The following is a 21,208-nucleotide window of genomic DNA, read 5'->3' on the forward strand; positions in this document are numbered from 1 at the left end:
GTGGTTAAAGCGCTTCCCTATCGACCTCTCCGGTACGAATACGCACAGCATGTTCAAGATCATAAACAAAAATTTTACCGTCACCGATTTTGCCAGTTTGTGCTGCCTTACTGATTGCATCGACAATGTCATCTAAGTTTTCTGCTTGAGTGGCAATTTCTAATTTTACTTTTGGTAGAAAATCGACTTGATATTCAGCACCACGATAAAGTTCAGTGTGACCTTTTTGGCGCCCAAAACCTTTAACTTCTGATACTGTCATCCCTTCAACACCAACATCGGCTAACGCTTCGCGGACATCGTCTAGTTTAAATGGCTTAATAATCGCATTAATTATTTTCATGATTTACTCCTTAACTCTACTATTCTTCCTCGTTATGGTTAAACAACAAACAATCATCATGCCACTTATTTAACGTGTTGTTTAATAGGTGTATTTATTAAATTACTCGCTCCAATAAAAAAAGGCTGCACCATATAGGTGCAGCCTTTTCACTGTAATGTAGCATTTAATTGCTATTGATAAATCACTCGATTAGAAACGGATCACAAATGCTCGCCACGCAGCTAATGCTTGGGCTAAATCTTCAAAGCCACATACCGACATACTTTCTTCATCATAAAAATGCAGATCTTCTTCAAAATCTTCATCTTCTTCTGAAAACAAACAGTTAGCTTGAACTAAGGCTTCATTGTCTTGCAAGCATAATGTCAATTCTTCACCCGATAAGCGCCATTCTTTAGTGCTATTTTTCAATGCACTAAGTTGATCCATTATCATATCTATTTTATCGACATCCTTGCCTAACTCATCAATGATCCAACGGCCTAAGACTTCATGGCCCATTGAAAAAATGGCATGATAACTACCGTCCAAGGTATTTTTTTTAAACTCGTAATCCATACCTTTAGTACCCCATCTATGATCATTTTTGTTGTTAACTGCTAAACTGCCAGCAGAATGCGCTTGGCGCCCATTGTCAGGATCTGTCACTAAAATGCAACTTATCTCTAGTAACTAAATCGTTATATGCCTTTCTTTAACGGACTCTCACATTTAACAAGGCTGATTGATTATGAAAATTATTATTGCTCCTGACTCATACAAAGAAAGCCTAACCGCAATGGAAGTGGCAACCGCAATTGAAACGGGTTTTCGTCAACTGATGCCAACTGCCGAATACATTAAATTGCCGATGGCTGATGGTGGTGAAGGCACAGTACAATCACTGATTGACGCCACTAACGGCACCATTATTCAGCACGCTGTCACCGGGCCTTTAGGCGAACCAGTAGCAGGCTTTTTTGGCATTATGGGTAATGGTAAAACTGCCGTGATTGAAATGGCAGCGGCATCAGGCTTGCATCTGGTTAGCCCACAGTTACGCAATCCACTATTAACAACCAGCTATGGTACTGGTGAGTTAATTTTAGCGGCACTCGATCATGGTGTTGAGCATATTATTGTCGGTATCGGTGGCAGTGCGACCAACGATGGTGGTATCGGTATGGCGCAAGCACTTGGCGTGCAACTGCTAGACAGTAATGGTCAGCCTTTAGAATTTGGTGGCCAAGCGCTGGCACAACTGGCGACAATAGATACTAGCCATATCGATCCACGTCTCGCTACCATCAAACTAGAAGTTGCGTGTGATGTTGATAATCCACTTTGTGGGCAAAAAGGTGCATCACAGGTATTTGGCCCTCAAAAAGGTGCGACACCAACAATGGTGGCAGAGCTTGATCAAAACCTTGCTCACTATGCCGCTATCATGAAACGTGACTTAGCCATTGATGTTAAGCATATGGCTGGTGCAGGTGCTGCTGGCGGTATGGGAGCAGCATTATTAGGTCTATTTAACGCTCAATTACGCTCGGGGATCGAGATCGTGATTGATGCGGTTAACTTAGAGGCAATAGTAAAAGATGCTGATCTGGTGATCACTGGCGAAGGTCGTATTGATAGCCAAACGATTCATGGTAAAACGCCAATTGGTGTTGCTCGCGCAGCCAAGAAATTTAACAAGCCAGTAATTGGTATTGCAGGCTGTTTAAGCCAAGATTGTGGGATTGTCCATCAACACGGTATCGATGCGGTATTTAGTATTGTGCCTGCGGCAATGAATCTTGAGCAAGCCTTTAAGGATGCGGCAATCAACGTTGAATTAACTGCACGTAATGTCGCGGCAATGTATTGTTTAGGTCGTTAAGCAACATCTTCGCTAATATAAACATTACCTCAATATTCATATTGCTCTAATAACAACGCCGCGATTATTCGCGGCGTTGGTTTATCTAGGGTTTTATTTACTAAACGTTACATCATCAACAGCAGCTATTAAGCTGGTTGCTGAATGATCACTTCATCGGCTTTATTGGTGTAATCAGCCATACGATCAAAGTTAAGGTAACGATAAGTATCAGCTGCAGTTGCATCAATTTGCTGAGCGTAAGTTAGGTATTCATCCATGGTTGGAATCCGTCCTAAAATTGCCCCAACAGCGGCTAATTCTGCAGAAGATAAGTACACGTTAGCGCCATTACCTAAACGGTTAGGGAAGTTACGGGTCGAGGTCGACATTACCGTTGCTTTATCTTTCACTCGTGCTTGGTTACCCATACACAATGAACACCCAGGCGTTTCAACCCGCACTCCTGCACGACCAAAGATACCGTAATAACCCTCTTCGATCAGTTGATCACGATCCATCTTCGTTGGCGGCGCGACCCATAATCGAGTATCTAATTGACCACCAAATTTCTCAAGTAATTTACCTGCGGCACGGAAGTGACCAATGTTAGTCATACATGAACCAATAAATACTTCGTCAATTTGCGTACCTTGTACCTCTGATAACAAACGCGCGTCATCAGGATCGTTAGGTGCACATAAAATTGGCTCTTTAATATCTGCCAGATCAATCTCGATCACATGCGCATATTCAGCATCTTTATCTGCCGTCATCAGCTCAGGATTGGCTAACCATGCTTCCATCGCGGTAATTCGACGCTCAATGGTACGACGATCACCATAACCTTCAGCGATCATCCACTTCAGCATCACGATGTTAGAATTTAAATATTCAGTGATCGACTCTGGCGACAGCTTAACGGTACAACCCGCAGCACTTCGCTCTGCCGATGCATCTGAAAGCTCAAATGCTTGCTCTACTGATAAATGCTCAACCCCTTCAATCTCAAGTACACGCCCTGAGAATTCATTGATCTTGCCCGATTTTTCAACCGTCAGTAGCCCTTGCTGAATCGCAAAATAAGGAATGGCATGGACTAAATCACGCAGCGTGATCCCCGATTGCATCTCACCTTTAAAGCGCACTAGCACAGATTCCGGCATGTCCAACGGCATTACACCTGTTGCTGCAGCAAATGCCACTAAACCAGAACCGGCTGGGAATGAAATACCTAATGGGAAACGGGTATGTGAATCACCGCCGGTACCGACTGTATCTGGCAATAACATACGGTTAAGCCATGAGTGAATTACACCATCTTTAGGACGTAAAGCGACACCACCACGATTCATAATAAAATCAGGCAATGTATGATGAGTATTAACATCGATCGGTTTTGGATAAGCTGAAGTATGACAGAATGACTGCATGGTTAGATCGGCTGAAAAGCCTAAACAAGCTAAGTCTTTCAGCTCATCACGGGTCATCGGACCGGTAGTATCTTGCGAGCCAACAGTAGTCATTTTAGGCTCACAGTAAGTGCCAGGGCGAACGCCTTCAACACCACATGCTTTACCGACCATTTTCTGCGCTAAGGTATAGCCTTTACCGCTATCTTCAACTGCCACCGGACGACGGAAAACATCAGAGGCTGGTAAGTTCAATGCTTGACGAGCACGATCAGTTAAACCACGACCAATGATCAATGGAATTCGACCACCAGCACGGACTTCATCAATCAGAACATCAGTTTTAAGTTTAAAGGTTGATACTAATTCATCGCTATCATGGCGACGCACTTCACCTTTAAACGGATAGACATCAATCACATCGCCCATAGCTAACTTGCTAACATCAACCTCAATCGGCAATGCGCCTGCATCTTCCATGGTATTAAAGAAGATCGGTGCGATCTTACCACCGAGTACATAACCGCCCGCGCGCTTATTCGGTACATAAGGAATATCATCGCCCATAAACCATAATACTGAGTTGGTTGCCGACTTACGCGAAGAGCCAGTACCTACCACATCACCAACATAAACTAATTGATGACCGAGCTGTTTTAGCGCTTCAATTTGAGTAATTGGGCCAATAGTACCAGCTTGATCTGGGGTGATCCCTTCACGCTCAATTTTCAACATTGCTAATGCGTGCAGTGGAATATCGGGGCGCGACCATGCATCAGGGGCTGGCGATAAATCATCGGTATTGGTTTCACCACTGACCTTAAAAACAGTTAGAGTAATTTTTTCAGCAAGCGCCGGTTTAGATAAGAACCACTCGGCATCAGCCCAAGACTGCAGCACTTGCTCGGCAAAAGCATTACCTGATTTGGCTTTTTGCTCAACATCATAAAATGAATCAAACATCAGTAATGTATGTGATAACGCCGTCACTGCAATTGGGGCCAGTTCAGCATCATCAAGTAATGAAATCAGAGGCTCAATATTATAACCACCTTGCATAGTGCCTAATAATTGCGCTGCTTTTGCTTTACTAACCAATGGCGATTGGGCCTCGCCAGTCGTGATCGCAGCTAGAAAACCTGCCTTAACATAAGCGGCTTCATCTACACCCGGTGGAATTCGATTTTCTAATAAATCCAGTAATGCAGCTTCCTCACCTTGCGGTGGGGTTTTTAATAGCTCAATCAGAGCTGCAACTTGTTCTGCATTTAGCGGCTGGGCAACAACCCCTTCAGCCGCACGTTCTTCGACGTGTTTACGGTAGGCTTCTAGCACGACATATTCCTCATATATTGGCTCGACGATGACATCGAACATCCTTGGAAGTTGAATGATCTCTCGCTGATCAATCATTGACGTTTATTATAAATTCGACGCCTTAGCTGTAAATCAGAGAGATAAACTGTTAAATACCATATCACTTTTAACTTAAATTTAAAATAAATCGATGTTTTACAACATTCACAAAATTGTAAGTTTGTCGCACTTATTGGGATTAATTTTCAATCATTATCAAATTTTAGCCACAAAAAAAGCGCCAATCAGGCGCTTTTTAGTTAACAGAGCAAGTTAAGCGAGATTTACTTACGCTTTACTGCTTTTGCATTAGGAAGGTCAGTAATTGAACCTTCAAATACTTCTGCTGCAAGACCAATTGACTCGTGCAGTGTTGGGTGAGCGTGGATAGTTAATGCGATATCTTCTGCATCACAACCCATCTCGATCGCTAGACCGATTTCACCTAACAATTCACCACCGTTAGTACCGACGATAGCACCACCGATAACACGGTGCGTGTCTTTATCGAAGATCATCTTAGTCATACCATCTGAACAATCAGATGCGATAGCACGGCCAGATGCAGCCCATGGGAAAGTAGCAACTTCATAGTTTAGACCTTCAGCTTTTGCTTCTTTCTCAGTCTTACCTACCCACGCAACTTCTGGCTCAGTGTAGGCAATTGAAGGAATAACTTTAGGATCGAAGTAATGCTTCTTACCAGAAATAACTTCAGCCGCTACGTGGCCTTCATGCACACCTTTGTGCGCCAGCATTGGTTGACCAACAACGTCACCAATCGCATGAATGTGAGCAACGTTAGTACGTAGTTGTTTATCCACGTTAATAAAGCCACGCTCATCAACATTGATACCTGCTTTTTCAGCGTCGATCAGTTTACCGTTTGGTACACGACCGATAGCCACTAGCACTGCATCATAACGAACAGGCTCAGCAGGGGCTTTTTTACCTTCCATTGATACGTAGATGCCGTCTTCTTTAGCTTCAACTGCTGTCACTTTCGTTTCTAGCATTAGGTTGAATTTCTTCGCAATACGCTTAGTGAAGACTTTAACGATATCTTTATCAGCAGCTGGAATTACTTGATCGAACATCTCAACAACGTCGATATCAGAACCTAGCGCGTGGTAAACCGTACCCATTTCAAGACCGATGATACCGCCGCCCATAACAAGTAACTTCTCAGGTACTTCTTTAAGCTCTAGCGCATCTGTTGAATCCCAAATACGTGGGTCTTCATGCGGAATGAATGGTAGTTCGATTGGGCGTGAACCCGCAGCGATAATTGCATTGTCAAAAGTGACGGTAGTTTGACCATCAGCACCTTCAACAACGATTGAATTAGGACCAGTAAATTTACCGTAACCGTTAACAACGTTTACTTTACGCATCTTAGCCATACCGCCAAGACCACCAGTAAGTTGGGTAATTACTTTATCTTTCCATAGACGGATTTTATTGATATCGGTTTGTGGCTCACCGAAAATCACGCCATGTTCAGCCATCGCTTTTGCTTCTTCAATAACTTTCGCTACGTGAAGTAGAGCTTTTGATGGAATACAGCCGACGTTAAGACATACGCCGCCTAGAGTATTGTATTTTTCGATTAGAACCGTATCTAGACCTAAGTCTGCACAACGGAATGCCGCAGAATAACCTGCAGGGCCTGAACCCAACACCACTACTTGGGCTTTAATTTCTTTGCTCATCATGACCTCGTTGTAAGTCTTTTATCCCTAACAGGCTATCAGCAATGCTGTTCTTTTTAATGCTAAATTTACCGTCAAACTGATTAACAACTTTATCAAGTTGTTAATGGAATGAAAAATAAATTACTGCAGCCTGTGAGCTAAACAACAATTCCATGCCTACTCAGAGTAGGCATGGTGTTGTGGATGTGAAACCTTATAGTACCAAACGGCGGATGTCTGATAGACAACCATTTAGGTAAGTAATGAAACGTGCACCTTCTGCACCATCAATCACACGGTGATCGTATGATAGTGATAATGGCAGTTGTAGACGCGGTTCAAACTCTTTACCGTTCCATACTGGCTTCATTTCAGACTTAGATACACCAAGGATACCTACTTCTGGTGCATTCACGATTGGTGTGAATGCAGTACCACCTAAGCCACCTAGGCTTGAGATAGTGAAACAGCCACCTTGCATATCAGATGCCGTTAGCTTACCAGCACGTGCTTTCTTAGAGATAGTCATTAGCTCTTCAGATAGCTCGTAAATACCTTTCTTGTTAACGTCTTTAAATACAGGAACAACCAAGCCATTCGGAGTATCTACCGCGATGCCGATGTTGATGTATTTCTTCAAAATCAAGCTCTCGCCATCATCAGATAGTGAAGAGTTGAATGAAGGGAACGCTTCAAGTGCTTTCGCAGCAGCTTTAAGAATGAACACAAGTGGCGTGATCTTCATGCCAGAGTCTTTCTTCGCTTCGATAGCGTTTTGTTCTTTACGGAATGCTTCAAGCTCAGTGATATCAGCATTATCCCACTGTGTAACGTGCGGGATCATTACCCAGTTACGGTGCAGGTTAGCGCCAGAGATCTTCTTAATGCGAGATAGAGGCTTAACTTCTGTGTCACCAAACTTGCTGAAGTCAATCTTCGGCCAAGGAAGTAGACCTAGAGCTGCGCCATCGCCTTTACCAGAAGCCGATGCTGCAGCACCAGATTCAAGACGCTTAAGTGCATCTTTAACAAAGCTTTGTACGTCTTCTTTAAGAACGCGGTTCTTACGGCCAGTACCTTTCACTTTCGCAAGGTTAACGCCAAACTCACGTGCTAGACGACGAACAACAGGTGATGCATGTGCATAATCGTTGTTTTCTTCAAAGTCGCCCGTTGTCGCCGCAGGTGCTGCTTGAGCAGGAGTCGCTGCAACAGCTGCAGGTGCCGCCGCTTGAGCAGGCGCTGCTGCAACCGCAACAGGTGCTGCACCAGCAACTTCAAACACCATGATTAGCGAGCCAGTAGAAACTTTGTCGCCAGCAGCAATTTTAATTTCTTTGATAGTACCAGCGAAAGGTGCAGGTACTTCCATTGATGCTTTGTCGCCTTCAACAGTAATTAAAGATTGCTCTTCTTCTACTGTATCACCAACAGCGACCATGATTTCAGTCACTTCAACTTCATCACCGCCGATATCAGGCACGTGAACATCTTTTGCTGCAGCAACAGCAGGTGCCGCTGCAACAGGTGCTGCTGCTTGAGCAGGAGCCGCTACTGGCGCAGAGCCAGCAACTTCAAAAATCATTACTAATGAGCCAGTTGATACTTTATCGCCAGCTGCAATTTTGATTTCTTTTAGTACGCCAGCAAACGGTGCAGGTACTTCCATTGACGCTTTATCGCCTTCAACAGTAAGTAGTGACTGCTCTTCTTCGATGCTGTCGCCGATAGCAACCATAATTTCAGTTACTTCAACTTCATCACCGCCGATGTCAGGCACGTGTACTTCTTTAAGCTCAGCAGCTGCTGCCACAGGCGCGGCAACAGGTGCCGCTTCTGCTACAGGTGCTGCAACCGCTGCGCCTTCAGCTTCAAAGATCATGATCAATGAACCAGTAGATACTGTGTCACCAACCGCGATTTTAATTTCTTTAACGATACCCGCTTGTGAAGCAGGCACTTCCATTGATGCTTTATCGCCTTCAACAGTGATCAGTGATTGCTCTTCTTCAACCTTGTCGCCAACGCTAACAAGAATCTCAGTTACTTCAACCTCATCCGCACCGATGTCAGGTACATTAATTTCGATTGCCATTATATTTGCCTCTTACGCGTATAGCGGGTTGATCTTGTCTGCGTCAATGTTGAATTTAGCAATTGCATCTACAACTACAGAATTCTCGATGTCACCACGTTTTGCCAATTCAGAAAGTGCAGCAACAACAACGTAGCCTGCATTAACTTCAAAGTGACGACGTAGGTTTGCACGGCTGTCTGAACGACCAAAGCCATCAGTACCCAGTACTTTAAATGACTCAGAAGGCATGAACGCGCGAACTTGTTCTGCGTAGTTCTTCATGTAGTCAGTCGCAGCGATTGCAGGCTCAGAACCCATAACCGTCGTGATGTAAGGGACTTTCTGCTCAGCTTGTGGGTGCAGCATGTTGTAACGCTCAGCATCTTGACCGTCACGAGTCAATTCGTTGAATGATGTTACTGAGTAAACATCAGACGCTACGCCGTAGTCATCACTTAGGATTTGAGCCGCTGCACGTACTTCGTTCATGATAGTACCAGAGCTCATTAACTGAACCTTCTTACCCTGTTGATCAAGAGCATCACCAGCGTAAGACTCAAGCTTGTAGATACCCTTACGAATACCTTCTTCTGCGCCTTCTGGCATAGCAGGCATAGCGTAGTTTTCATTCATTACTGTTAGATAGTAATAAATGTTCTCTTGATTTTCACCGTACATGCGACGAATACCGTCTTGCATGATAACCGCTAGCTCGTAAGCAAACGTTGGATCGTAAGAGATACAGTTAGGTACAGTGTTAGCCATGATGTGTGAGTGGCCATCTTCGTGCTGTAGACCTTCACCGTTCAGGGTAGTACGACCTGCAGTAGCACCTAATAGGAAGCCACGTGCTTGTTGGTCACCTGCCATCCACGCCATGTCGCCAACACGTTGGAAGCCGAACATTGAGTAGTAGATGTAGAATGGAATCATTGGTAGGTTGTTAGTGCTGTATGATGTTGCAGCAGCAACCCAAGATGCCATTGAACCTAATTCGTTGATACCTTCTTGCAGTACCTGACCTGAGTTTGCTTCTTTGTAGTAAGAAACAACGCCACGGTCTTCTGGAGTGTAAGTTTGACCTGCTGGGTTGTAGATACCCACTTGACGGAACAGACCTTCCATACCAAAGGTACGTGCTTCATCACAAATAATAGGCACGATGTTCTTACCGATATTCTTATCTTTCAATAGAATATTTAGAGTACGAACGTAAGCCATAGTGGTAGAGATTTCACGCTTTTGCTCAACCAATAATGGTGCAAACTCTTCTAACTCAGGTACTTTAAATTCTTGAGTAAAGTTAGGGCTACGCTTAGGTGTGTAACCTAATAGTGCTTCACGACGAGCGTGCAGGTAGTTGTACTCTGCAGAACCTTGTTCAAGTTCTAGGTAAGGCAATGATTTAATTGCTTCGTCAGAGATAAGATCTTGTAGACCTAAACGATCACGTAGATATTGAACATGAGTCATGTCCATTTTCTTCACGCCGTGAGCGATGTTCTTACCTTCAGCAGCTTCACCCATGCCGTAACCTTTAACAGTTTTAGCAAGAATAACCGTTGGTTTACCTTGAGTCTCTTTCGCATTAGTAAATGCTGCAAATAGCTTAGATGAATCGTGACCGCCACGCTTCAGTTCAAAGATTTGCTCATCAGTCATGTCAGCAACCAGTGCTGCAGTCTCAGGGTACTTACCAAAGAAGTGTTCACGTACGTAAGCACCATCTTTAGATTTAAATGTCTGGTAGTCACCATCGATAGTTTCGTTCATTAACTGAAGTAACTTACCTGTGGTGTCTTTTGCTAGTAGTGAATCCCAGTTGTTACCCCAGATCACTTTAACCACATTCCAGCCAGCACCTTTAAATAGGCCTTCTAGCTCTTGAATGATCTTACCGTTACCCATAACCGGGCCATCTAGACGCTGCAGGTTACAGTTGATAAGGAAACATAGGTTATCTAGCTTCTCACGCGCAGCGAAAGAAATCGCACCACGTGATTCTGGCTCATCCATCTCGCCGTCACCTAGGAACGCGTAAACACGTTGCGCTGAAGTGTCTTTAAGACCACGGCCTTCTAAATATTTAAGGAAACGCGCTTGGTAGATCGCAGAGATAGGACCTAGACCCATAGATACCGTCGGGAACTGCCAGAACTCAGGCATTAGCTTAGGGTGTGGGTATGAAGGGATACCTTTACCATCAACTTCTTGACGGAAGTTATCAAGCTGTTCTGCTGTTAAACGGCCTTCAACGAAAGCACGAGAGTAGATTCCTGGAGAGATGTGACCTTGGTAATAAACCAAATCGCCGCCATCAACGTCATTAGGTGCGCGGAAGAAGTGGTTAAAACATACTTCGTAGAAAGCAGAAGCAGACTGGTAAGACGCCATGTGGCCGCCTAAGTCTAAATCTTTCTTCGATGCACGCAATACGATCATGATCGCGTTCCAACGGATGATAGAACGGATACGACGCTCTAGCGTAATATCACCTGGGTAAGCAGGTTGCTGCTCCGCAGGGATCGTATTAACGTAATTAGTGTTGATGCCTGTAGCCATATCAACACCGTCTAAACGTGCTTTATCCAATACTTTTTCAAGTAGGTACTGGGCGCGTTCAACACCTTCTTCACGGACTACTGACTCAAGAGCTTCTAACCAATCTTGAGTTTCCAGTGCATCCACGTCACTCTTCATGACTTCAGACATGCGATCTATCCTTTCGTTATAATCTACTAAACTAACAATGTCGCGACTTGCAAAGGCCTTTGGCTGATAAAGAACCCTAGTCAAGCCCGTCCTTGCGTTGTTGAATTCGACGGAGAGAGCGTTCACGTCTGCTATCTTCTCGCGATAAATCCAACAAAGTCTCCTCAATGTAAGCCAAATGTGCATGAGATGCTTCACGTGCCTTTTTAGGCTGTTTAGAAACAATCGCCTGCACAATATTGGCTCGGTGTTTACTCACCTTATCCACCACCGCTTGGTGACGATTAAGATGCTTAAAATTCTGTAATACATTTTGTTCAAGCAATGGCGCTAAGCTGCGAATAATGTGTAATAACACCACATTATGCGCTGACTCTGTGACCGCAATAAGACATTGCACTACCGCAGTAGCTTCTGCGGCTAAATCGCCTTGCTGTTGAGCTTGTTGAATTTGCACATGACAATCTTTAATTCGATTAAAGTCATCATCATTACCACGCAGGGCCGCATAATATGCCGCTAATCCCTCTAGCGCATGGCGCGCTTCAACTAAATCTAATTGTGTTTCTGGGTGCGCCGCTAATAAATCAAGCAGTGGCTCAGAAAAACTTTTCCATAAATTATCAGTAACAAAAGTGCCGCCACCTTGACGACGAGTCAGTAAATGTTTGGCTTCTAAGCGTTGAATCGCCTCGCGTACAGAAGGCCGAGAAACATCAAATTTTTTTGCCAATTCACGCTCTGGAGGTAATTGTTGCCCAGGAGATAATGTCCCCTCAACAATCAAACACTCAAGCTCTTGCTCGATAGCATCACAAAGTTTAGGTTGGCGAATGCGTTTATACGTCATTATGATAAATGCTTCTTATAATCAATCTACTTCATAACAAAACTAACAATACGGGTAATTGGTATTACCAATTTACTGATGGTGAAAGTTTACAGAAATAATCTCAAAAGTCCACATTCAACTTGATTGAAATCATAGAACCAACGTGCGTTAACAAAAAACACACACTTAAACCCATGCACACCAACATCCACCGCTAGAAATATATACAGTTAGCCGCTACAAGCACGTAATACACCACTACGATCAATACTACTTTTGCTTCTTTTATCAACAATATAGTCAGTAATTATTAATAAATAATCGCTTATAGCTGTTTTTTATAGCCAGACCAATCAAACACTAATCCAGGATCAGTTTTACGTCCGGGCGCAATAAATTCATGCCCCGTTACTCGCTGACGGGTGATCGCTGGGTAGTGCTGCATGATTTTTTGGCTCAGTGTGGCTAATGCTTCATACTGGTCGATAGTGAAAGGTAAATTGTCACACCCCTCGAGCTCAATCCCGATTGAATAGTCGTTACATTTGTCCCGTCCTTCAAAGCAAGAAACGCCAGCATGCCATGCGCGAGCATTAAAGGGGACGAACTGAATAATACTGCCATCACGACGGATCAGGCAGTGCGCTGAGACTCGAAACTGATGAATTAATGCGAAATAAGCATGTTCGTTAGGATCAAGCTGACCGGTAAATAACTGCTCAATGTAAGGCCCGCCAAATTCACCCGGTGGCAAGCTAATGTTATGCACCACCAGCAAAGACACCTCATCATCAGGGCGCGCATCACAAAAGGGGGATGGCACACGCTTTACGTTATCAAGCCAATGGTCGCTGTTAATGGTTAAAGTCATATCAACCTCAAAGTAAAAAAATAAATATCGTGTATCGTAGAAAAAACTAAAACTATCCCCCTGTAAATAGTCACGGAAAAATATATTCCACACCGTATTCCGCTCTTCCTCACCCCTCGAAAACTGAATCTATTCCCTGTATGCTTTAATTATCACTCGCGGTAATTCATTTACCGGCAAACTCATGCAATGGATACGACATGACAGCTATGGAAAACAAACACGACAGCACAGCCCGCCTCGCTTACCTTAAGCAACAATTACCACTCGAAATCACTCGCGCTGTGGCTGATGTTCTGCGTGAAGATTTAGGTGGCGAGATTGATGCCAGCCGCGACATTACAGCCAATTTAATTGCGGCGGATAGTTACAGCACTGCCACTATTATCACTCGTGAATATGGCGTTTTTTGTGGCCAACTGTGGGCTGATGAAGTGTTTGCTCAATTAGGTGGTGAAGTGGTGATTGAGTGGCATGTTAGCGATGGCGAGGTGGTTAAACCCAATCAAGTGTTATGTACCTTAAGTGGCCCATCACGGGTTTTGCTGACCGGTGAGCGTAACGCGATGAATTTTATTCAAACCTTATCGGGTTGTGCCACCCTTACCGCCGAATATGTCAACCAACTGCAAGGCACTAACACTCGCCTGTTAGACACTCGCAAAACCATTCCGGGGCTGCGCAGTGCACTTAAATATGCGGTCAGTTGTGGTGGTGGTTTTAACCATCGCATTGGGGTATTTGATGCCTATTTGATCAAAGAAAACCACATTATGGCTTGTGGCGGCATTGAAAAAGCAATCGCCGCCGCTAAACAATTAAACCCCGGTAAACCAGTTGAAATAGAAACCGAATCGCTAGCCGAATTAGAACAAGCAATTAATGCCGGCGCTGATATTATTATGCTCGATAATTTCAGCCTCGAGATGATGCGTGAAGCGGTAAAGATTAACGCTGGTCGTGCGGCACTGGAAAACTCAGGTGATATTACCCTCGCCAATATTCGTCAGTGCGCGTTAACTGGGGTCGATTATATTTCCGTCGGCGCGCTAACGAAACATGTGCGAGCAATGGATTTGTCGATGAGGTTTGTATAACCCACCCCGCCATTGCCGACAGTGAATACTGAGCACACTCCGTCATTGCCGACAGTGAATACCGAGCCCACCCCGTCATTCCCTACAGCGAGGTTACGAGCGAGATAGGGAATCTACTCACCGCGCGTTGTAGCGTCATTGGATTTATTAATTTCTTTAAGGCTCAATCACGCGGTGAGTAGATCACGATTCGTTCGCTACTCATCCCTCCCTCTCTTTTGCGCTCTAACTCCAACCCTATTTTGCAACTGCTGCAACAGCTCAATAAAAAATTCAAACTGTACCCAGCAATTTTCTAGCCCTTATTCAATCAATACCTTAAGCCACCTATGCTATAGCTATTGCACTACCCTTTATTGTTCGCTACGCGCGAATCTAAACTTTCAAGGAATGGAATATGAAAAAGCAACAAGGCTTTACTTTAATTGAATTGATGATCGTGGTGGCGGTGATCGGTGTGTTATCAGCAATTGCGATTCCACAGTACCAAAAGTATGTCGCTAAAGCTGAAGGTGCAGCAGCTCTAGCAACCTTAACTGGCCTCAAAACTAACGTAGAAGCATATACTGTTGAAAATGGAACGTTTCCTGTTGCTGGTATTGAAAGTGATCTGGGAGTTCCCGATGCAGAGCTTGGTGATATAGCACTAGCTAATACTGATGATGGCGCAGCAGGGACTATAACTTTTGCCTTTACAGACGGTAAAGTTAGCCCTTTAAATACTGGTAAATCTTTAGTATTAAACCGAGATACAGATGGTGTATGGACCTGTACAGGAACAACTATAGACCAAAGTATTCTACCAAAAGCATGTACTGCAGCTAATAAACCAACCCCACCAGCTGGCGGCTAAGCTAACCATGCAAACCAACCTCGCTTCGATCCTGTTCCAAGCTGAGTTAATCAGCCGCGAACAGGAACAACAAATAGTCGAGTCGGTACAGGCGGAAGGGATCAATGTCCCGACCGCCATTACCCGTTTGGGGATCATGCAAGATGATGAACTCGCCCGTTCATTGTCACACCTGTTCAATCTTGATCGGGTTGATGTTCATCACTATGACTTTCAAGGTTGTTGCCAAAGTGTCTACCAACGTGAACTGGTATTACGCCATCGTATTCTGCCACTGGCACAAGACAACAGTACCCTTTTTGTTGGCCTTAGCGATCCTACCAATGTCGATGCTCAAGATGAGTTTCGCTTCGCTATTGGTAAGAACGTTGAACCATTATTATTAGACAATAAGCAATTAGAATCCGCGATTCGACGGGTTTATGGTAGTGACATTGGTGATGTCGGTAGCAGCCGCCAAATCAGCGATGAAGATCTTGGTAACCTCATTGATATTAATGAACTTGAAGTTGATGAAGCCACCGATTTAAGCCAAGACAGCGCTCCGGTTACCCGCTATATCAACCAAGTGTTAATGGATGCTTTGCGCCGCAAAGCGTCAGATATTCACTTTGAGCCCTATGAAACCAGTTATCGGATTCGATTTCGCTGTGACGGTATTTTACATCAGCATGCCACTCCACCTGCGACCCTTTCGCGGCGGTTATCAACCCGTTTAAAGGTGATGTCAAAGCTCAATATTGCCGAGCGCCGTCAACCGCAAGATGGACGAATCAAGCTTAAGTTATCTGACGCACTGGCAATTGATCTCCGCGTTTCAACCCTACCGACTTTGTGGGGTGAAAAAGTGGTGCTGCGAATTTTAGACAGCTCCAGTGCCAGCTTAAACATTGATATCTTAGGCTACAGCGATGCTCAAAAGCAGGCCTATTTAAATGCTCTGCAACGCCCGCAAGGGATGATTCTCATGACAGGCCCTACGGGGAGCGGTAAAACGGTATCGCTATATACCGGATTAAGTATTTTAAATACCGATGAGCGTAATATTTCCACCGCCGAAGATCCGGTCGAGATCAACCTTCAAGGTATTAACCAAGTTCAGATCAATAATCAAGCGGGACTTGGATTTGCTGAAGCGCTGCGTTCATTTCTGCGCCAAGATCCCGATGTGGTGATGGTCGGCGAAATTCGTGACCTTGAAACCGCTGAGATTGCGGTTAAAGCAGCCCAAACTGGCCACTTGGTGCTCTCAACTCTGCACACCAATTCTGCCGCTGAAACCATTACTCGTTTAACCAATATGGGGGTCGAAGATTTTAACCTCGCCTCATCATTAAGTTTGATCATTGCGCAGCGCTTAGCCCGCCGTTTATGCAGCCACTGTAAGCAACCGCACCCATTGGATGATCTCACCTGTGAACGATTACAGCTGCCACTGAATACCAGCGTCTATCAAGCCCATAAAGAAGGTTGTGATGATTGCAACAAAGGCTATGTTGGTCGAGTGGGTATTTATGAAGTGATGCAATTTAGCCGTGAGATCGCCGAAGCATTAATGCAAAACGCCACCAGCTTGCAACTTGAAGATATTGCTGCCAGCCAAGGTATGCAGCGGCTGCGAGAGTCTGGCATCGATAAACTGGTTGCTGGCATTACTAGCCTGACAGAATTACAACGGGTGCTACAACTTTAGCCGCCATCAATCGTGCTATTGATGATATTCAACGACACCTATTTCCCTTTTCCTGCTAACTAAAGAGAATTTATTATGGTTGCTGCCACTAAAATTCGTTACTACCAATGGCGTGGCGTCAATCAAGCCGGACGTAAAGTGTCTGGCGTCACCATGGGTTTTCAAGAACAAGAAGTACGGCATCAGCTTACCGAGCAGATGATCAATGTTAAAAAGATCAAGCGTACTACTCCCGGCACATTAAGCCGTCTTCGTAACCAAATGAAGCCCGAAGATGTCACCATGGTCACTCGGCAGTTATCAACCATGGTGGAATCAGGCGTGCCCGTAGTACAAGCGTTAACTTTAATGGCTAACAGTCATCATAAAGCCGAAATGCGCGCTACGCTAAATCAAGTTACTACCCAAGTTGAAGCTGGATCGTCGCTGTCAAAAGCGATGCGTTCAAGCTCACCGCTGTTTGATAAATTTTATTGCGATTTAGTCGATACGGGCGAGCAAACCGGTCATTTAGGGCAAGTGTTTGCACGAATTGCGGTCTACCGTGAAAAAGCTGAAGCGATGCGTAAAAAGATCATTAAAGCGATGATCTATCCATCAATGGTGTCGATCACCGCCATTTTGGTGACGGTGTTAATGCTGGTATTTGTGATCCCACAATTTGCCGCCATTTTTAGTGGTTTTGGCGCTGAACTGCCGTGGTTTACTCGCCAAGTAATGAAAGCCTCAGATTTTTTGGTTAACTATGGTACTTACCTTGGTATTGGCATTGTGGCGGTGATCTTGCTATATCGTTATTGTTATAAGCATTACTACCGCTTTCATTATCGTGCCGATAAGCTCAGCCTTAAATTGCCTATTGTCGGCGATGTGTTACTCAAAGCCACTATCTCGCGCTTTGCCCGTACTCTTGCGACCACTTTTAATGCCGGTATTCCATTATTAACCGGCATTCAATCGGCGGCTAAAACCAGTAATAACCTTTATATCGAACAAGCAATTGATGAGGTCTATAACAGCACCGCGGCGGGAATGCCATTGTACTTAGCCTTGCGTCAAGCAGATGTTTTTCCAGAATTAATGCTACAAATGGTAATGATTGGTGAAGAATCTGGCTCACTTGATGATATGCTCAATAAAATGGCGCAATTGTATGAAGATGATGTCGATAATACTGTCGATAACCTTGGTCAAATTCTCGAGCCATTTATTATTATCATTCTTGGTACCATTATCGGTGGTTTGTTAGTCGCGATGTACATGCCTATCTTTACGCTAATGAGCGTTATGGGATGATCACAACTCAATCAAGAACCATCACGCTAAGGTTAACCGACTACTTTTTTTAGAGAGCACTGCATGGCTGTATTGAGTTATTACCCGTGGCTATATCCGCTGTTTGCCACCATTTTGGGGTTATTGATTGGTAGTTTTCTAAATGTGGTCATTTATCGACTACCTATTATGATGGAGCGGCAATGGCGTCAAGAATGCCAAGATTGCTTTCCAGAACTGGATTATGCTCAAGCCAATGATACCGGTGCGCCGTTTAATTTAAGTGTGCCACGTTCGCGTTGTCCGCATTGTAATCATGCTATTACTGCACTAGAAAATATTCCGCTGCTTAGCTGGCTAGTATTAAAAGGTAAATGCCGCGAATGCCACGCCCCGATCAGTAAACGCTACCCTGCAATTGAATTACTGACCGCCATCATTAGTTTAACCGTTGCGTTAGTATTACCGCCTACATGGTGGGCTGTCGCTGTCGTTGGTTGCAGTTTTGCTCTTATCGCACTGACCTTTATTGATATCGACAAAATGCTGCTGCCCGATCAAATCACGCTGCCATTAATGTGGGCGGGGATTTTATTGGCTGTTATCGGCATCAGTCCGGTGTCATTAACCGATGCTGTTATTGGTGCGATGGCGGGTTACTTATCACTGTGGTCGGTATTTTGGGCGTTTAAGCTACTGACTAAAAAAGACGGCATGGGCTACGGTGATTTTAAACTGTTAGCGGCCATCGGCGCTTGGGTTGGGTGGTCGTTATTACCGTTTGTGGTATTACTGTCTTCATTTGTCGGCGCTATCTGCGGCATTATCATGCTGCGAACCAAGGGCGAAGATCAACAAACACCGTTCTCTTTTGGACCATACCTTGCCGTCGCTGGCTGGATTGCTATTCTATGGGGCCAACCAATTTTACATTGGTATGTTAGCTCATATTTAGGATTTTAATTAATGGCGGTAGTGATCGGTTTAACAGGTGGTATTGGCAGTGGTAAAACCACGGTGGCGAATTTATTTGGCGAGTATGGCATTGATTTAATCGATGCCGATATTATTGCTCGAGAAGTAGTGGCGATTGGCAGTGTCGGCTTAGCGCGCATTGTTGAAAAATTCGGTTCAAGCATACTACTGGCAGACGGTAATCTCGATCGCAGTCAATTAAGAGCGGCAATATTTAGTGATCCACAACTTAAAAACTGGCTCAATCAACTGTTACATCCACTGATTCGAGCCAAAATGTTAGCCGATATCGATCGCGCAACATCACCCTATTGCCTACTGATCGTGCCGTTAATGGTGGAAAATAACCTTCAAATCCTCACCGATCGGTTACTGGTGGTTGACGTTGACCAACAAACACAGATAATGCGTACCCAACAACGAGATAATGTATCGCTAGAGCAAATAAAGAATATTCTCTCAGCGCAAGCCACGCGTCAACAACGCCTCGATGCTGCTGATGATATCATTTGTAATAACGGTGATAATCAGGCACTGTTGACTCAAGTTGCTCAGCTACACCAGCATTATCTCGCCCTAGCACAGGCTGCGAAATAACGCTCTGCGTGCATTCATTATTCTTTTTTTGGCTTCCATTGGTTTCCGTTATGCAAATACATCGCTATGAACATCCACTGAATGAAAAGGTGCGCCTTTATCTGCGCCTTGAACACTTACTACAACAATTACATCAAAGCAGCGAACTTAGCGACCCATGGCAATATACGATTTTCTTTAATGCCTTATTTGATCTGCTTGAGCTCATTGAGCAAATTCCGGTTAAAACCGATCTTGCTAAAGCACTCGATAAACAAAGCACTAAATTAAAAGCATGGTTAGATTACGACGGCGTTGATCCAACCGCGATCCAATCATTACTTGATAGCATGAGTCATGCTCAGAAAAACCTATTAGCTGCACCACGCCTAGGCCAAAGCCTGCGTGAAGACCGTTTTCTAAGCTCGATTCGCCAACGCTTTGCTATTCCTGGTGGCACCTGTAGTTTTGATCTACCGGCATTACATTACTGGCGCCAGTTACCGCTAGATGAACGTCAGCAAACCTTGCAAGCATGGCTTGATCAATTGGCAGAAGTCGATCAAGCGTTAACCTTGTGGCTGCATTTAGTGCGTCAATCGGCACAATACCAACCACAGGTAGCACATAATGGTTTTTTCCAAAATGATGCCAGCTTATCATGTTTACTTCGCATTGAAATCGATGCAAGCTATGGTGTTTACCCTGTGGTATCAGGCCACCGTAGCCACTTCTCTATCCGTTTTTCACCTTATGAAGACGGCTCGACAGTGGCAACTAATATCGACTTTAAATTAGCTATTTGCTGAGGTGACTATGTCGCAATCTCAACCAACCGTGGTGAAATGCCCAACTTGTAAAACTGATGTGGTTTGGGGCGAGCAAAGCCCTTACCGTCCTTTCTGCTGTAAACGCTGCCAATTGATTGATCTTGGTGAGTGGGCAGATGAGGAGAAATCCATTGCGGGCGCACCCGATATGTCTGATAGCGATGGTTGGTCGGAAGATAACTATTAAATATTCAGCATCGGTTTAACACGCTATTACTGATTAAGGGCGAGTCAATGTTCACATTAGCTCGCCCTTTTTTAATCGCATTCTTTTAGTATTCGATTTATCTAGGGACGAAATTATGACCCAACCAGCTATGCTCAAAAAACGGCTTTGGATCGCGGCCGGGATCATTTTAAACCCCGCCCAAGATCAAATATTTATTACTCGCCGTGATGCCAATGCTCATCAAGGTGGATTATGGGAATTTGCCGGCGGTAAAGTCGAAGCCAATGAAACCGCTGAACAAGCACTAATACGTGAGTTAAGCGAAGAAGTAGGTATTACCGTCACGGCATTAGCGCCGTTGATTAGCCTTGATCATGATTACTCCGATAAAGCGCTAAAGTTTGATTTCTTTGCTGTCACCAAATTCAGCGGTGAAGCTCGCGGCAATGAAGGTCAAGCAGGATTATGGGTTGCGATTAACGATCTTGAACAGTACCCATTTCCAAAGGCAAATGCGGCGGTATTAGCTAAGATAATTGAGGTATATGGGGAATAAAAAAAGGTCGCTCAGAGCGACCTTTTTTATTACAGCTTAAC

General features: G+C 44.4%; 18 protein-coding genes. 10 read left to right on the forward strand and 8 right to left on the reverse strand.

Annotation, left to right across the window (positions count from 1 at the left end):
• Positions 1-4 precede the first annotated feature (4 nt).
• Both PAND9192_RS13390 and PAND9192_RS13395 read right to left on the reverse strand, forming a co-directional pair.
• A complete protein-coding gene (locus PAND9192_RS13390) occupies positions 5-343 on the reverse strand; it encodes a P-II family nitrogen regulator (protein WP_036793242.1) in 339 nt (112 codons plus the stop codon).
• A 192-nt stretch (positions 344-535) separates the two neighbouring features.
• The gene (locus PAND9192_RS13395) at positions 536-904 is read right to left on the reverse strand and encodes a YacL family protein (protein ID WP_087854282.1); all 369 of its coding nucleotides are present in this window, start codon (positions 902-904) and stop codon (positions 536-538) included.
• Between the two features lie 172 nt (positions 905-1,076).
• Here PAND9192_RS13395 and PAND9192_RS13400 point away from each other — a divergent pair, with 172 nt between their 5' ends.
• A complete protein-coding gene (locus PAND9192_RS13400) occupies positions 1,077-2,210 on the forward strand; it encodes a glycerate kinase (protein ID WP_087854206.1) in 1,134 nt (377 codons plus the stop codon).
• Positions 2,211-2,338: 128 nt separating this feature from the next.
• On the opposite strand, the gene acnB is transcribed toward PAND9192_RS13400, so the two are convergent.
• The 6 genes from acnB to ampD form a co-directional block, all read right to left on the reverse strand.
• Positions 2,339-4,936 carry a bifunctional aconitate hydratase 2/2-methylisocitrate dehydratase gene (gene acnB / locus PAND9192_RS13405; protein WP_087854207.1) on the reverse strand — a complete coding sequence of 866 codons (2,598 nt, stop codon included), beginning with the start codon at positions 4,934-4,936 and terminating at the stop codon, positions 2,339-2,341.
• Positions 4,937-5,241: 305 nt separating this feature from the next.
• Positions 5,242-6,669: a dihydrolipoyl dehydrogenase gene (gene lpdA / locus PAND9192_RS13410; protein ID WP_060998270.1), complete on the reverse strand. Its 1,428-nt coding sequence runs from the start codon at positions 6,667-6,669 to the stop codon at positions 5,242-5,244.
• Between the two features lie 196 nt (positions 6,670-6,865).
• Complete coding sequence (gene aceF / locus PAND9192_RS13415) at positions 6,866-8,746, reverse strand: pyruvate dehydrogenase complex dihydrolipoyllysine-residue acetyltransferase (protein ID WP_087854208.1); 1,881 nt, start codon at positions 8,744-8,746, stop codon at positions 6,866-6,868.
• 12 nt (positions 8,747-8,758) lie between these two features.
• Positions 8,759-11,440: a pyruvate dehydrogenase (acetyl-transferring), homodimeric type gene (aceE, locus tag PAND9192_RS13420; protein WP_087854209.1), complete on the reverse strand. Its 2,682-nt coding sequence runs from the start codon at positions 11,438-11,440 to the stop codon at positions 8,759-8,761.
• Positions 11,441-11,516: 76 nt separating this feature from the next.
• On the reverse strand, positions 11,517-12,290 hold the full coding sequence (gene pdhR, locus PAND9192_RS13425) for a pyruvate dehydrogenase complex transcriptional repressor PdhR (protein WP_087854210.1): 774 nt from the start codon (positions 12,288-12,290) through the stop codon (positions 11,517-11,519).
• Positions 12,291-12,597: 307 nt separating this feature from the next.
• On the reverse strand, positions 12,598-13,143 hold the full coding sequence (gene ampD, locus PAND9192_RS13430) for a 1,6-anhydro-N-acetylmuramyl-L-alanine amidase AmpD (protein WP_087854211.1): 546 nt from the start codon (positions 13,141-13,143) through the stop codon (positions 12,598-12,600).
• 209 nt (positions 13,144-13,352) lie between these two features.
• On the opposite strand from ampD, the gene nadC reads away from it, so the two are divergent.
• The 9 genes from nadC (at position 13,353) to mutT (ending at position 21,167) form a co-directional block, all read left to right on the forward strand.
• Positions 13,353-14,240, forward strand: coding sequence for a carboxylating nicotinate-nucleotide diphosphorylase (gene nadC / locus PAND9192_RS13435; protein WP_087854283.1), 888 nt, complete (start codon positions 13,353-13,355; stop codon positions 14,238-14,240).
• Positions 14,241-14,637: 397 nt separating this feature from the next.
• Positions 14,638-15,093, forward strand: a complete 456-nt coding sequence (locus PAND9192_RS13440) for a pilin (RefSeq protein WP_087854212.1) — start codon at positions 14,638-14,640, stop codon at positions 15,091-15,093.
• Positions 15,094-15,100: 7 nt separating this feature from the next.
• A complete protein-coding gene (gene pilB, locus PAND9192_RS13445) occupies positions 15,101-16,786 on the forward strand; it encodes a type IV-A pilus assembly ATPase PilB (protein WP_087854213.1) in 1,686 nt (561 codons plus the stop codon).
• Positions 16,787-16,861: 75 nt separating this feature from the next.
• On the forward strand, positions 16,862-18,082 hold the full coding sequence (locus PAND9192_RS13450) for a type II secretion system F family protein (protein ID WP_159458248.1): 1,221 nt from the start codon (positions 16,862-16,864) through the stop codon (positions 18,080-18,082).
• Positions 18,083-18,145: 63 nt separating this feature from the next.
• Positions 18,146-19,024 carry a prepilin peptidase gene (locus PAND9192_RS13455; RefSeq protein WP_087854215.1) on the forward strand — a complete coding sequence of 293 codons (879 nt, stop codon included), beginning with the start codon at positions 18,146-18,148 and terminating at the stop codon, positions 19,022-19,024.
• Positions 19,025-19,027: 3 nt separating this feature from the next.
• Positions 19,028-19,633: a dephospho-CoA kinase gene (gene coaE, locus PAND9192_RS13460; RefSeq protein ID WP_087854216.1), complete on the forward strand. Its 606-nt coding sequence runs from the start codon at positions 19,028-19,030 to the stop codon at positions 19,631-19,633.
• A 50-nt stretch (positions 19,634-19,683) separates the two neighbouring features.
• A complete protein-coding gene (gene zapD, locus PAND9192_RS13465) occupies positions 19,684-20,421 on the forward strand; it encodes a cell division protein ZapD (protein ID WP_087821158.1) in 738 nt (245 codons plus the stop codon).
• 7 nt (positions 20,422-20,428) lie between these two features.
• Positions 20,429-20,629, forward strand: coding sequence for a DNA gyrase inhibitor YacG (yacG, locus tag PAND9192_RS13470; protein WP_060998281.1), 201 nt, complete (start codon positions 20,429-20,431; stop codon positions 20,627-20,629).
• A gap of 130 nt (positions 20,630-20,759) precedes the next feature.
• Positions 20,760-21,167 (forward strand): 8-oxo-dGTP diphosphatase MutT, encoded by a 408-nt coding sequence (gene mutT, locus PAND9192_RS13475; RefSeq protein WP_087854284.1) that lies wholly within the window; start codon positions 20,760-20,762, stop codon positions 21,165-21,167.
• Positions 21,168-21,208: the final 41 nt, after the last annotated feature.

The organism is Photobacterium andalusiense, from assembly GCF_900185625.1.
Lineage (GTDB): Bacteria > Pseudomonadota > Gammaproteobacteria > Enterobacterales > Vibrionaceae > Photobacterium > Photobacterium aquimaris.